At 50.0% G+C, this 13712-nt stretch carries 14 protein-coding genes; 10 read left to right on the top strand and 4 right to left on the bottom strand.

Annotation, left to right across the window (positions count from 1 at the left end):
- Nucleotides 1–84 precede the first annotated feature (84 nt).
- Nucleotides 85–822: an FAD-binding oxidoreductase gene (locus V5J35_RS15935; RefSeq protein WP_354008088.1), complete on the top strand. Its 738-nt coding sequence runs from the start codon at nucleotides 85–87 to the stop codon at nucleotides 820–822.
- 1 nt (nucleotide 823) lies between these two features.
- Here the strand turns inward: V5J35_RS15935 and V5J35_RS15930 are convergent, their stop codons facing one another.
- The gene (locus V5J35_RS15930; protein WP_354008087.1) at nucleotides 824–1483 is read right to left on the bottom strand and encodes a DedA family protein; all 660 of its coding nucleotides are present in this window, start codon (nucleotides 1481–1483) and stop codon (nucleotides 824–826) included.
- Between the two features lie 54 nt (nucleotides 1484–1537).
- Between V5J35_RS15930 and trmH the strand changes: the two genes are divergently transcribed.
- The 7 genes from trmH (at nucleotide 1538) to V5J35_RS15895 (ending at nucleotide 6865) form a co-directional block, all read left to right on the top strand.
- Nucleotides 1538–2260, top strand: coding sequence for a tRNA (guanosine(18)-2'-O)-methyltransferase TrmH (gene trmH, locus V5J35_RS15925; RefSeq protein ID WP_354008086.1), 723 nt, complete (start codon nucleotides 1538–1540; stop codon nucleotides 2258–2260).
- 2 nt (nucleotides 2261–2262) lie between these two features.
- The gene (gene tesB, locus V5J35_RS15920; protein WP_354008085.1) at nucleotides 2263–3120 is read left to right on the top strand and encodes an acyl-CoA thioesterase II; all 858 of its coding nucleotides are present in this window, start codon (nucleotides 2263–2265) and stop codon (nucleotides 3118–3120) included.
- Nucleotides 3121–3279: 159 nt separating this feature from the next.
- Complete coding sequence (locus V5J35_RS15915) at nucleotides 3280–4362, top strand: polysaccharide deacetylase family protein (protein ID WP_354008084.1); 1083 nt, start codon at nucleotides 3280–3282, stop codon at nucleotides 4360–4362.
- Between the two features lie 42 nt (nucleotides 4363–4404).
- Entirely contained in the window at nucleotides 4405–4806 is a 402-nt protein-coding gene (locus V5J35_RS15910; protein WP_354008083.1) for a c-type cytochrome, read from the top strand.
- A gap of 149 nt (nucleotides 4807–4955) precedes the next feature.
- Complete coding sequence (locus tag V5J35_RS15905) at nucleotides 4956–5345, top strand: hypothetical protein (protein ID WP_354008082.1); 390 nt, start codon at nucleotides 4956–4958, stop codon at nucleotides 5343–5345.
- 167 nt (nucleotides 5346–5512) lie between these two features.
- Nucleotides 5513–5824, top strand: coding sequence for a hypothetical protein (locus V5J35_RS15900; protein ID WP_354008081.1), 312 nt, complete (start codon nucleotides 5513–5515; stop codon nucleotides 5822–5824).
- 156 nt (nucleotides 5825–5980) lie between these two features.
- On the top strand, nucleotides 5981–6865 hold the full coding sequence (locus V5J35_RS15895) for a hypothetical protein (RefSeq protein WP_354008080.1): 885 nt from the start codon (nucleotides 5981–5983) through the stop codon (nucleotides 6863–6865).
- Here the strand turns inward: V5J35_RS15895 and V5J35_RS15890 are convergent.
- On the bottom strand, nucleotides 6856–7449 hold the full coding sequence (locus V5J35_RS15890) for a flavin prenyltransferase UbiX (protein WP_354011309.1): 594 nt from the start codon (nucleotides 7447–7449) through the stop codon (nucleotides 6856–6858). The genes V5J35_RS15895 and V5J35_RS15890 overlap by 10 nt on opposite strands.
- Before the next feature lie 101 nt (nucleotides 7450–7550).
- Nucleotides 7551–8921 carry a UDP-N-acetylmuramate:L-alanyl-gamma-D-glutamyl-meso-diaminopimelate ligase gene (gene mpl / locus V5J35_RS15885; protein ID WP_354008079.1) on the bottom strand — a complete coding sequence of 457 codons (1371 nt, stop codon included), beginning with the start codon at nucleotides 8919–8921 and terminating at the stop codon, nucleotides 7551–7553.
- 199 nt (nucleotides 8922–9120) lie between these two features.
- Between mpl and V5J35_RS15880 the strand changes: the two genes are divergently transcribed.
- On the top strand, nucleotides 9121–10386 hold the full coding sequence (locus V5J35_RS15880) for a 6-phosphofructokinase (protein WP_354008078.1): 1266 nt from the start codon (nucleotides 9121–9123) through the stop codon (nucleotides 10384–10386).
- Between the two features lie 293 nt (nucleotides 10387–10679).
- Entirely contained in the window at nucleotides 10680–12254 is a 1575-nt protein-coding gene (locus V5J35_RS15875; protein WP_354008077.1) for an AbgT family transporter, read from the top strand.
- A 72-nt stretch (nucleotides 12255–12326) separates the two neighbouring features.
- Here V5J35_RS15875 and V5J35_RS15870 read toward each other — a convergent pair whose 3' ends face one another.
- Nucleotides 12327–13658, bottom strand: coding sequence for a diguanylate cyclase domain-containing protein (locus V5J35_RS15870; protein ID WP_354008076.1), 1332 nt, complete (start codon nucleotides 13656–13658; stop codon nucleotides 12327–12329).
- Between the last annotated feature and the right edge of the window lie 54 nt (nucleotides 13659–13712).

The raw sequence follows: 13712 nt of genomic DNA, 5'->3' as shown, positions 1-13712 counted from the left end.
GTCATTGAGTACTAAACTGGTTCTGTGCATTAAGAAGCCCTGAGCGAATACAGCCTTGAGCAAATAAAAAAAGGTACAGAACCTATGTCCCGTCCTCTCTACCCGGTGACCCTGATCAACCGCCATACCCTGAGCAACAACACCATTCAGCTGGATTTTCAGGTTGAAGGCGAGTTTGATTTTATTGCCGGACAATTTGTGCAATTTATGATTGACCAGGACGGCACGACAAAGAAGCGCAGCTACAGCATTGCCAACTCACCGGACTCCTTCCGCAAAGAGGGTCATCTTGAAATCGCTATCAGCCTTGTTGAGGGGGGCATGGCATCAGAGCTGTTCAGTCAGGCCGATTTGGGGGTACAACTGCAGATGGCAGGTCCATTTGGTATTCTCACAGCCCCCGCTGAACATTCCGGACAAATCATACTAACAGGCACAGGAACCGGGCTGGCACCCTACCGGGCAATGCTGCCAACCCTGGCCTCAATGGCAGAGACTGGCATACCGGTCACGGTCATTATGGGAGTAAGACACCGTACTGACCTGATCTATGAACAGGAGTTCAGACAGGCTGCTGAGCAACACTCAAACTTCAGCTATCAGGTCTGCATGAGCCGGGAACCCGAGGTCGATAGTAACATCAATGAATTCAGGGGCTATGTTCAACAGCGCTTTGAATACCTGAACCTCGATACAGACTCGGACCTGGTGTACCTGTGCGGAAATCCGAATATGATTGATGATGCCGCCAGAGTATTACTGGATATGGGGTTTAGCTCCAGACAGGTCAAACGGGAAAAATATGTTTATTCCGGTCACTGACTCAGCGTTTTTCCCGCAAGGTTTTTATTATCCAGACTGTCATCACAATCAACAGACAGGCTGCGCCCATTGACCACCAGCCCCATTCCGGAATCTGTTTGATTTCATCCAGCTCCACGGCGGCTCCGGCCAGAAAACCCGGCGTCATATACACCACTGCCCAGGGAACAGACGACACAAGATTAGCGATATAAAACTGCCGGGGTGGCATATTCAACATACCGGCAACGACCGGAACCACCGGGCGAACAGGGCCGACAAATCGCCCAAGAGCAATACTCATTACACCAAAACGCCGGATAAACTGTTCGCCTTTATCGAGCCAGTCGGTATGTTTATAAAACGGCCACCAGCCTCGCACCCGATTATGATAGTGATACCCAAGCTGGTAGCTGACCGCATCACCCAGAGCAGCCCCCAGAAAAGCCCAAAGGTACACGGCCACTATATCCAGCAAACCACTGCCTGCCAGAGCCCCCAGTGCAAAGAGAATGGCTACACCGGGCAACAGCAGCCCGACCGCGACCAGCGTTTCCAGAAAAGCAGCAACGGCAATCACCGGCCCCAGCCAGAGGTGGTGTATCTCCAGCCAGGCATGAATGCTGTCAAAGTAACTCAGTTCCATAGCAACCGGAATCTTATTCGTCGTGTCCGGCAGCATACCGTTTGCCGCCTGCTTTTGCCAAAGCTAAAATCGCTGAACTTTACACAGGCAATGATCAAACCCATGACACCGGAGCGTTACCACAAATTCCGTGCAGTACTGGATCGTCGTCAACCGGATTTAACGGTGATGACGGATCAGGTTCACAAGAACCACAATCTATCTGCCATTATCAGAACCTGCGATGCGGTCGGGATAGCCGACCTGCATCTGACTCAGCCCAAAGAAGGTTACCGGGGCATTCGCCGTCGTTCCATGGGCAGTCACAAATATGTCAGCGTACATCACTATGACCGGGTTGAGGATACAGCGGCTCATTTGAAACAGCAGGGCTTCACTATTGTCGCTGCCCATTTTTCCGAACAGGCAATCCCTTACCACGAGGTTGACTTCACCCAGCCCTGCGCCCTGATGCTGGGGGCAGAAAAACGTGGCATTTCCAGTGAGGCTGCCGCCCTGGCCGATCAGCATATTATTATCCCGATGCAGGGAATGGTCGCTTCCTATAATGTCTCCGTGGCAGCAGCGGTTATTCTGGTTGAGGCGCAACGACAGCGACTGATCAAAGGCATGTACGACAGCCCTAAACTGCCTGCGGATATTTATCAGAGAACCCTGTTCCAATGGGGTTACCCTGAACTGGCAAGGTATTGCGACGAACGTCGTTTATATTATCCTGAACTTAACGACACTGGGCAGTTGATTAACCCATCCCTCTGGTACGACAAGGTTCGTGCCAGCCATGATTCACCCATTGATGAAAGAGGCCATTGAGCATGAGTAAAGTTCTGGACGAGCTGTTGGAGTTGCTCAAACTGGAAGCCATTGAAGAAAATATTTTCCGTGGCCAGAGCCAGGACTACGGTCTGGGCAGAGTGTATGGCGGTCAGGTTATCGGGCAGGCATTGTCGGCAGCCCGGCAAACGGTTCCCAGAGAAAGACATGTCCATTCCTTCCATAGCTATTTCCTGCGCGAAGGCGACGTGAACCTGCCCATTGTTTACAACGTTGACTGTATCCGCGACGGCAAAAGTTTTACCACCCGCCGTGTTGTTGCTATTCAGAAAGGCAGACCCATTTTCAACCTTTCCGCTTCTTTCCATATACAGGAAGAGGGGTTTGAACATCAGGATGACATGCCACCCTGTCAGGACCCTGAAGGACTGATTTCTGACCAGATCCTGAAAAACAAGATGAAGGACTTTCTGCCTCCGTCAGTTCAGGAAAGACTGCAAAGCGAGTCACCTATCGACATTCGTTACGAAGAACCGTCTAACCCTTTCCTTCCGGAAAAATGTCCGCCACTGAACAAAGTCTGGTTTAAAGCTGCTGGCACCATGCCTGATGTGTCGGGGGTTCATAAGTACCTGCTCGCTTTTGCCTCGGATATGCCTTTTCTGCCCACCGCGCTGTTCCCTCATGGAGTACGCTTCCTGCAACCCAACCTGCAGGTGGCCAGCCTTGACCACGCCATGTGGTTCCACCGGCCATTCCGTATGGATGAATGGCTGCTCTACTCCATCGACAGTCCTACCGCCAGCGGTGCCAGAGGACTGGTGAGGGGGCAGATATTCGATCAACAGGGGCGTCTGGTGGCTTCGACCATGCAGGAAGGGCTTATTCGCCAAAGGTAAGAACGACACAGGCTCACTCTAAAGACAGGCACTCATCCGGAGTGCCTTTTTTTACTGATACCTCACTGGCTTTTCTGTTGTACTTTTCTATTGTGGGTTATTAAAAACCTATGTACTGTCGCCTGACCAACAAGACAACTCATCAATAAAGGACGTTCGATGAAACAGCTACTTTCCTGTTTCCTGTCGTTTAAAACCGCATTGTGTTCTCTGTTACTGATTTCCACGATGGCAAACAGTGCTGACAGTGCCGTTTTTTTACAGTATCACCACGTCAGTGAAGATACCCCAAGATCCACCAGCGTCACGCCAGATCGCCTGAAGCAACATCTGGATTATCTTGACGACAATGGTTTTACGGTAAAAAGCATTGTTGACGTTGTTAACTCTGTTCGTGACGGCAGACCATTGCCGGATAAAACGGTTGTCATTACTTTTGACGATGCCTATAAGAGTATCTATGAGAACGCTTTTCCACTGCTTAAAGAGAAAGGCTATCCCTTCACTGTTTTTGTAGCGATTGAGCCTGTCGACAAGGGCTACCATCAATTCCTGAGCTGGGATCAACTCCGGGAAATGGGAAAGCATGGTGCCACTATCGCCAACCACTCCATCACCCACTCTCACATGGTCGTTAAGCACCCCGACGAAACCCGTCAGCAGTGGGTAAACCGTAACCGTGACGAAATACTGAAAACCGAAGCCCGTATCAAAGAAAAAACAGGGCAAAGCGTCAAACTGTTTGCCTGGCCCTTTGGTGAAGCCAACCCTGAACTGAGGCAGTTGCTTGCCAGCATGGGCTATGTTGGTTTTGGTCAGCAGTCTGGTGTTGTCGGGCCGCTTTCCGACTTTACTCTGCTGCCCCGTTACCCAATGGCAGCGGACTATGCAGAAATGCGGGGGTTCAGAACCAAGGTCAACAGCCTGCCACTGCCTGTAAAAAAACAGCTGCCTGATTCAGCCATGGTGACAGACAACAACCTGAAGCCATCGCTGACCCTGGAGCTGGCAGACGGTGATTTTCAGAAAAATCAGCTGAAGTGTTACGCCTCCAACGCCGGGGAAATTCCCGTAAAATGGCTGGATGATGAGAAAACCCGCTTCACAACCGTTACCCCCAACAGCCTGTCGGTTGGCAGAAGCCGTTATAATTGCACCGCGCCCTCTATGGATGGCAGACGTTACTACTGGTACTCTCATCAGTGGTTGCGCCTGAATGAAGATGGCACTGCGATCGATTAATAACATTCTGTACAAGACAAAAAGAATGAGCAGGAATCAACAGTGACAGCATTAAAGCCCACTCTTATCCGGTCACTAATGGCTTTTATCCGGTTGCCACTGACTTTCCTGCTCTTCTGTTCAATTTTACTGCTCTCCGGCTGTTCAGAGCCTGTCTCTGAGTCATCAGTAATCACTCTGTCTCCACAAATGCAGGCTGCCCGAAACAAGGCGCTGGTACTCTGTTCAGGCTGCCATGGCCCGGAAGGCATAGGGACTGCCGACTTTAATCCGAACCTTGCCTGCCAGAAGCAGGTTTACCTTGCCAAACAGCTACGGGACTACCGGGAAGGCCGCCGAGGCAATCATATCCCCATGGAGAACATTGCCAAAATGCTGACAGAGGAAGAAGTTGACAGTATCAGCCTGTGGTACTCGCAATTAAATTGCCAAAAAAATCAATGAGTTAAACAATCTTTCCTCTGAATTTACTGTTTTGTCAGTCATTCTGACATTCCTGTCAGTGATCACTTGTCCACCACCATGCATTATCTTGACTCGAAGGACTTCCACACCAATGGAATGCCAGGGATAAGGAAGCAAGGAGATAAGCTATGAACCCAATTAAGCCAGACGATGGAGTATATAACCCATTTGCAGACCCTTACGAACTGAAACGTAAACGCAATGGCACAGACAATGAGGCTGCTAAACCGTCAACGTCATGGTGGCAGTCTTTTTCGCGGTCGGTGAAGTCGATAAAAATGCCAGAACTGCATTTGAAACGTTCTGCCAGAAACGCATGGAAAACCATTGGTTCGAAAGCAAAATCATTGAAGGACTTTCTGATTAAACCTTTTAAAAACCTGAATTTACTTCGAACCACCAAAGGTACAAAGATCAAAGTGGCAGCGATTGCCGGCATGATCATCGGTGCGCCTCTGGGGCCTGTGGGAATGGTAGTGGGAGCTGGTATTCTGGTCGGGTATGCAGCACAAATATGAAAACTACCCTGACAAGGCATTAAAAAGAGGCTGGCAAACCTCTTTTTAATGCCTTTCACCCCCACAGACAGGGCAACTGTCTGCCTGACCAAGAAAAGACCGTCACTAACTGCTAATTTTAAAGATATAAGTCCAACACATTTCCTTCGGGAGGCTAAGGAACTGCCATGAATGACCAGACCGTCAAAAAGCTCGCCCTGATTATTGCCGCCAACTGCACCCGGGAGTCTGAACTTGATGAAAGCCTGAAACAGGGAAAACTTTCACAGGAACAGCTCAACAGCTTTAACCAGCAGATGTCTAACAAGCTCTATACTTTCCTGACCTACCTGCTGAATAAGCCCGCTGATGAGTATTCCGTCATGATGGAAGCGCTTGCCAAGCATTTTCCGGAAAACTGGGAAACGCCTGAGCTTGACCAGAGTTTTATGAAATATTCCAGCCAGAATCAGCATTCCAGCCCTGTCCAGCCTCACTGAACAACCGGTTTAGACCTGCCTGCAGCGCTAAACCGGTCTATGCTGTTGCCGAAATAAAGACATCATAAGGCAGCCTCTATGACCTTGTCTTATCTCCCTGGGTACCGCCTGCGACTCAATCGCTTATGGTTTTTTGTACTGTTATGGATGACGGCAATGAATTCTGAAACGACCCATTCAGCCCCTCCACGGCATCTCTCGCCGATCCACAGTGATGAACTGATCAACTCCTTGTCTTCACTGCTGGACGAGCTGGATGTACCACATACTCTGGATCTGGACTCAATCATTAATGCTTCCCAGCGCTGGCGCAGAAAGCCGGATCAGGAACGCTGGGAAATGCCGGATATAAAACTGGATTTTCAGAAACAGCAAAAAGTGATGGCACATTTAGAAAAGCTCGGGCTGGTCGATGAATTAAAGCCTTCCAGCCAGCATTTCGAATATGCCCTGCTGCTGGGCGCAACGGTGCCAAGAATGGAGATTCGCCTTAATCAGCTGGTAAAGCTATGGCAGGAAGGCGTTCGCTTCAACCAGATCGTGTTCCTCGTCGCACAGCGCCCGTTAACCGCAGGGATTGACCAGGTCGATACACTGACAGACAGGGTGGCTGGTAAAAATGCATCGGAGAAAGCGCGTAAAAGCGCTCGCCCACTAACGGAAACAGAAGGTGCCCGGCTGGTTTTTGAAGTAACCGAAATGCCAGAAGACATGCGCAGGCTGCCGGTTATCTACATAGATACACCAAGGTACTGGCAGGACACACATTGGCAACGAGCCAATACCCGCGACACCCTGAAAAGGTGGCTTCTGGAATACAAAGCGCCCAATGGCAAACCGGCTGGCGGCAAAACCCTGGTGGTTTCCGACCAGCCACATGCCCTTTATCAGCACGAAGTGGTAAGACAGGAGCTGCCTGAGACCTTTATCACTGAAGTCACCGGAGGAGCTGCGGGAGAAGAAACCCGAACAGCGATATTTCTTGATGCCCTGGTACTATGGTTACACAACCTGCAAAAGCGGGTTTCTGCTCATAAATAGTGATCCCCCCAGCTGGGCATCAATTCCTGCTCACAGCCCAGCTGGCTCAAAATCCTTGCAACAACAAAATCCACCATGTCCTCAACTGATTCAGGTTTATTGTAAAAACCGGGAGAAGCCGGAATCACAACCGCTCCCATCCGGGTCAGCTTTAACATGTGTTCCAGGTGAATTTCCGAATAGGGTGCTTCCCGGGGTACCAGAATAAGCTTCCGCCGTTCTTTCAATACCACATCTGCGGCACGTTCAATCAGATTGTTACTGGCCCCCGTGGCAATGGCCGATAAAGACCCGGCACTACAGGGACACACGACCATTTGACTAGGTGCGCCACTGCCTGAGGCCACTGGGGACATCCACTGCTCATCACCAAATACTTTAACCTGACCAGGTTCAGCCCGGGCATAATCGGTCAGAAACGCTTCCAGCCCGGAGTCTTCTTCCGGCAACGTCAGATCAGCTTCAACCGCTGAAACAACCCTTGCCGCCCTCGAAACCAGGCAAAACACCTGTACCCCAGAAGCAACAAGGCACTGCAACAGTCGAAAACCATACTGGACACCGGACGCTCCGGTAATCGCCAGCGTTACCCGTTGTGTACTATTTTTCTGTGTGCTCTTTTTCTGTGTACTATTTTGCTTGTCAGCCTTCCATTCAGACACATTGACATCCTGAAGTTAGTTTTTTATCCACGGTTTTTCAGCGCTTCAAGCAGGCGGGTATGAATTTTCTCAAATCCACCATTACTCATAATGACCCAGTGTTCATCGGGCTGTGCCGATGCCAGCAGATAATCAATGATTTCAGTGGTTGAGTTCATCACCCTCGCGCTTACCGGGCTGCTCTTTGTAATCGAATCCTCCAGCCAGCCAATGGCTTCAGGCGCAAACCACAGCACTTCCGAAGCCGCCGCTGTTGACTGAGCCAGCACTTCTTTGTGATGCCCCATTTTCATCGTGTTGGAGCGAGGTTCAATAATCGCCTTGATGGTTTGCGGCCCAACCTTTGCCCGCAGACCTTCAAGGGTGCTGGCTATGGCGGTTGGGTGATGAGCGAAATCGTCGTATATGCGCACACCATTCACTTCTCCCACCAGCTCCATACGACGTTTAACGCCACAGAAAAGCGACAGAGCCTCACAACACAGGGCTGGTAAAACGCCAACATGCCGGGCAGCGGCAATGGTGACCAGGGCATTGCTGACATTATGCCGCCCCTGATGCTCCCAGCGAACCTGGCCAACAATCAGTCCATTCCTGAGGACTTCAAAATGACTGCCATCATCTTCCAGAATATTGGCTGACCACTCACAACTGTTGTCGCTTAAACTGACCTTCTCCATTTCCGACCAGCAGCCCATACCTATAACATCTTCCAGCGCAGCGTCTCCGCCCGGCATTATTATCCGGCCAGATGCAGGAATCGTGCGAACCAGATGATGAAACTGTTTCTGAATAGACGACAAATCTGGAAAAATATCAGCATGGTCGTATTCAAGGTTATTCATTATCAAGGTTCGGGGATGATAGTGAACAAACTTAGAGCGCTTATCAAAAAACGCCGTGTCGTATTCATCAGCCTCAACCACAAAAAATGGTGTATCACCTGACCGGGCTGAAATGCCAAAATTTTCCGGAACACCGCCTATCAGAAACCCCGGAGACATCCCTGCATATTCAAGCACCCAGGCCAGCATGCTGCTGGTTGTCGTTTTTCCATGGGTACCGGCTACCGCCATGACCCATTTATCACGCAATACCTGTTCAGCAAAAAATTGAGGGCCGGAAGTATAAGGAATACCTTTATCCAGAACATATTCAATAACAGGATTCCCTCTGGTCATGGCATTACCAATCACGACCAGATCAGGGCAGAGCTGATCCAGAACCTCCGGATCATACCCCTGAATAAGATCAATACCCTGAGCTTCCAGCTGTGTACTCATGGGAGGATAGACATTCTGGTCTGCACCACTGACGGTTAATCCCATCTCCTTTGCCAGCAGAGCCAGGCTGCCCATAAAAGTGCCACAGATTCCAAGAATATGTATGTGCATCCAGCGACTCCAGGCAACGATATAAGTGAAAAATGAAAGTGGAAAATCAAAATCCTGACTAGTTTACTATGAAATTACTGAATAATTCACAGCCTGCGTAACACCAGTTTCTTAATCAGGGGATACCGTATTGCCCCAACATTCAGTATGATTTTCACAGAACAAAAAGAAACATCACTCGTTACGAGAGCTATTAAGGATGTCAGTCAAACACGCATTCTATGCCCAGTCAGGCGGTGTAACCGCCGTTATTAATGCCAGCGCCTGCGCCGTTATCGAAACGGCTCGCCGCTATCAGGACAAAATCGGAAAAGTCTATGCCGGACATAACGGCATTCTAGGCGCGCTTCGGGAAGAACTGATCGATACCAGTTTTGAATCCGAAGAAACCATTGGCGCACTGCTGCGAACGCCGGGCGGGGCCTTTGGTTCCTGTCGCTACAAGCTCAGACCTATTGAAGAAAGTGAAGAAGAATATCGTCGTCTGATCGAAGTGTTCAGGGCGCATGATATCGGTTATTTTTTCTACAATGGCGGCAACGACTCCATGGATACCGCACTGAAGGTTTCCCGGCTGAGTGAAGAGATGGGTTATCCACTGACGTGTATTGGTGTCCCCAAAACCATCGACAACGACCTGACAGTGACAGACAACTGCCCTGGCTTTGGCTCTGCCGCAAAGTACCTTGCCGTCTCCACCAAGGAGGCCAGTCATGATATTGCTTCCATGTGCGATACATCCACCAAAGTCTTTATCATGGAGGTCATGGGACGTCATGCGGGCTGGCTGGCAGCAGCAGCCGGACTGGCCGCCCGGCAGGACAGTGACCCTCCACATATCATTGTCTTTCCCGAAATTCCTCTGAATAAAGAACGCTTTCTGCGCAAGGTGAAGGAGACCACCGAAAAAGAAGGCTACTGCGTTATTGTTGCTTCGGAAGGGTCCCGTTACGAAGATGGCAGCTTTGTGTCAGCATCAACCACCGTCGTTGATTCATTTGGTCACCATCAGCTGGGCGGTGTGGCTCCGGCGCTATGTACCACCATCAAGCAGGAGCTGGGTTACAAATACCATTACGCCGTGGCTGATTACCTGCAACGCTCAGCCAGACACATTGCCTCCCGTGTCGATGTTGAACAGGCTTACGCCGTTGGTAAAGCCGCTGTCGAGCTGGCGGTGACCGGAAGAAACGCCGTGATGTCTGCCATTATTCGAGAATCCAATGCCCCCTATCGCTGGTCCGTGGGAGAAGCCTCTCTCGAAAAAGTTGCAAACTTCGAGCGTAAAATGCCCACGGATTTCATCACTGAAGATGGCTTTGGAATAACCAGAAGCTGTCGTGAGTACCTCGAACCCCTGATAGAGGGGGAAGAGTACCCGGCTTATCTCAACGGCCTTCCGCGCTTTGCCAGACTGAAGAAAGTAATGGTCAGAAAAAAACTCAATACGCCATTCGACATTTAATGACGTCAGCTAACCTCTCGCCCGGACTGAATATTGATTCAATCGGGCGAATACTGTTTATTTTAAACTACTGCTAACAAATAGTTATTCATACCTACCGTAAGGACAGATAAAATAACCACAAAAACCCCTATTGCTCGAAATTATTCACTAAGACTTCGCACAGAACAGAAAAATCACAAAAAAATTGATTTATATCAATAACTTATAATGCAAAGTCTTTGTTACAGTTTTGTAAAATAAGAATAAAAGGTGACTGACGATTAAATAGATAAAACCCAAGGTAGTTATTAATGAATGTTGCGAGTAGTGCGGCAAGCGGCTCAGATAATGTGAGTGCCAAGCCGACATTGATGGATCGCTTTCTTGACGGAATAGAGCGGACAGGTAATCGCCTTCCTGATCCGGCTATGCTGTTTGTTTACTGTCTGGCTCTGGTGCTGGTGCTGTCAGCACTGTTTTCCATGGTCAGCTTTAGCTATATCAATCCACGCACAGGCGAAGCCATTCAGGTTGCCAACCTGATGGATGTGGATTATCTCATAGAGCTGTTTGCTTCTATGGTCACCACGTTTACCAGCTTTGCTCCGCTGGGTGTGGTTTTGGCCTCTGTTATGGGTGTTGGTATTGCTGAATCTTCCGGCTACATCACCATTGCCCTGAAAAAAATGATTCGCATCACCCCGGATAAACTGCTGGCACCCGCTGTTGTTTTCATTGGTGCGGTCAGCTCCATCGCAACGGACGCCGGTTATGTACTGGTCATTCCAATCGGTGCGATCATCTTTAAGGCTGCGGGTCGTCATCCTCTGGCTGGTCTGGCCGCGGCGTTTGCCGGTGTATCCGGTGGCTTCTCCGCAGGTCTGCTGCCATCTGCTCTGGACCCGCTGCTGCAAAGCTTTACCCAGTCTGCGGCACAGCTGTTTGACCCTGATTACCAGATGAACCCTCTGGCAAACTTCTACTTCACCTTCTGCTCCACCTTCCTGGTGACGCTGATGGGCTGGTTCGTGACCGAACGTATTGTAGAGCCTCACCTGCAGTCTGTTGAAGTCAGCGATGAAGAAGGCGAAGGCGAAGATATGAGCAGCTACACTGCTCAGGAAAATCGTGCGTTTAAAGTCAGCTCTCTGGTTCTTCTGGGTATGGGTATTGCCCTGTTCGCCCTGTCCTTACCGGAAGCATCTCCAATGCGTGCAGCAGACGGAAGCCTGACAGCATTCAGCTCACCACTGATGCGGTCTATCGTGCCATTCATCTTCATCTTCTTCCTGACTCCGGGTGTGATCTACGGTCGTATGACTGGCACCTTCAAGAACCATCGTGATGTGATTGGCAGCATGGGCGGTTCCATGAAGACTATGAGCAGCTACATCGTGATGGCGTTTTTCTGCTCCCAGTTCCTGAAAGCTTTCGGTGACTCCAACCTGGGCACCCTGCTGGCACTGTCTGGTGCCGACCTTCTGCAAGCTATGAACCTGCCGGGTCAGGTGACCATTGTTGGTATTGTTCTGTTGACAGCTGTCGTAAACCTGTGTGTGGGTTCTGCCTCTGCGAAATGGGCGATAATTGGCCCGATCTTTATTCCTATGCTGATGGCTGTGGGCATCTCTCCGGAACTGACACAGGCGGCTTACCGTATTGGTGACTCCTCTTCCAACATCATTACCCCGATGATGGCCTACTACCCGGTCATTATTGTTTTTGCCCAGCGTTATGTTAAAAATGCAGGTATCGGTACTGTCGCTTCCATCATGATGCCTTACTCCATCGTCTTCATGATTGGCTGGACCGCCTTCCTGCTGCTGTTCTGGGCTCTGGGTCTGCCTCTGGGTGTCGATGCTTCCTACACCTACCCTGTGATGTAATGACCATCAACGGATAAAACATTACACCTGTGAAAAAGCCCGCAACTGCGGGCTTTTTCATATCAGAGCAGACTATTCCCTGAGTTCATGCGCCATCCGGTAGCCATTTCTGCCGGCTTTCTTTGCCACATACATAGCATCATCAGCCGCCTTGATCAGCGCATCAGGGTCATCTCCTGAATGACTGGATGTTGCAATGCCAATACTGGTGCCTACCTTGCGCATTTCACCCGATAAATCATGGGGTATGGCAAACTGTTCCAGAATTTTTTCTGCAATCGTTTTGGCGTCCTGGGGCTCTGCTACATCATCCAGCACAATGGCAAATTCGTCGCCACCAAGACGTGCCACCATATCGCCATCACGAACGCACTCCTGAAGCCGGTTAGCGACACTCACCAGCAAGGCATCTCCTGCGTCATGCCCCAGTGTGTCGTTGACTTCCTTGAAGTGATCCAGGTCAAGATACATGACCCCGGTATTCTTTTTCCGTCGTTCACTGCGAGCCAGGGACATTTGCAAAAACTCCTTGAACAACGCCCGGTTGGCCAGCCCTGTCAGGTTGTCGTATTTCGCCATCCTGGTGAGCTGATCTTCCAGTTTCTTGCGCTCGGTGATGTCGTTGAACACCAGAACCGCACCCTGTACCTGTTTTTTTTCATTGACCAGAGCTGCCGCGCTTAACTCTGCCGGAAAGCTTCCCTCGGACTGACGCCAGAGGTCAGAGGCCATCTGAAAATTACCACCGTTCTGCAAACAGTTTTCTTTCATCCCGGAGCTGTCCCAGCTGGTCATGGGATCATCATCGTTAGATGCATACATAAATTGACTGATATGCTTCTCCAACAGTGATTCTTCTGTTCCGCCCAGCAGGGCGCAGGCTGCCGGATTAATAAATGAAACCTTCCCGTCATTATCCAGACCCACAATCCCTTCACTGGCGCAATCCAGAAGCAGCTTGTTTTTGCGGCTGATCCATCGCAGCTGCCTGGTGACATCTTCCAGTTCCAGTCGCTGTTGTTCCAGCTGCAAAAAGACTTTTACCTTACCCAGCAGAATTTCCGGAACAATCGGTTTGGGAAGATAATCAACGGCTCCAGCCTTGTAGCCTTTGTTGACATAAGCCTGGTCTTTGTTGATCGCAGTCACGAAAATAATTGGAATGTTCGCTGTCTGCTTGTTGCTGTGCAGCAAGGTGGCACATTCAAAGCCATCCATTCCAGGCATCTGGACGTCCAGAAGGATGACAGCAAACTGGTGGTTCAGAACTTCGGACAGCGCAGCTTCTCCGGAATCCGCCTTGCGAACTTCTGCCCCCAGGGGTTTCAGAAGTTTGTCCATGGCCAACAGATTTTCCTTGCGATCATCGACCACCAGAATTTTTACTTTGCTTGTGTTACTCATAGGCTCCTTCCTTGAGCGGCACCTCTGCTCTCAACTCCTGTCTATGTAAACTCT

This window comes from Endozoicomonas sp. NE40, assembly GCF_040549045.1.
In the GTDB taxonomy this organism is placed as follows: Bacteria; Pseudomonadota; Gammaproteobacteria; order Pseudomonadales; family Endozoicomonadaceae; genus Endozoicomonas_A; species Endozoicomonas_A lisbonensis.
Note: the sequence above shows the minus strand (reverse complement) of the source record. Positions and strands in the feature narration are given on the sequence as shown.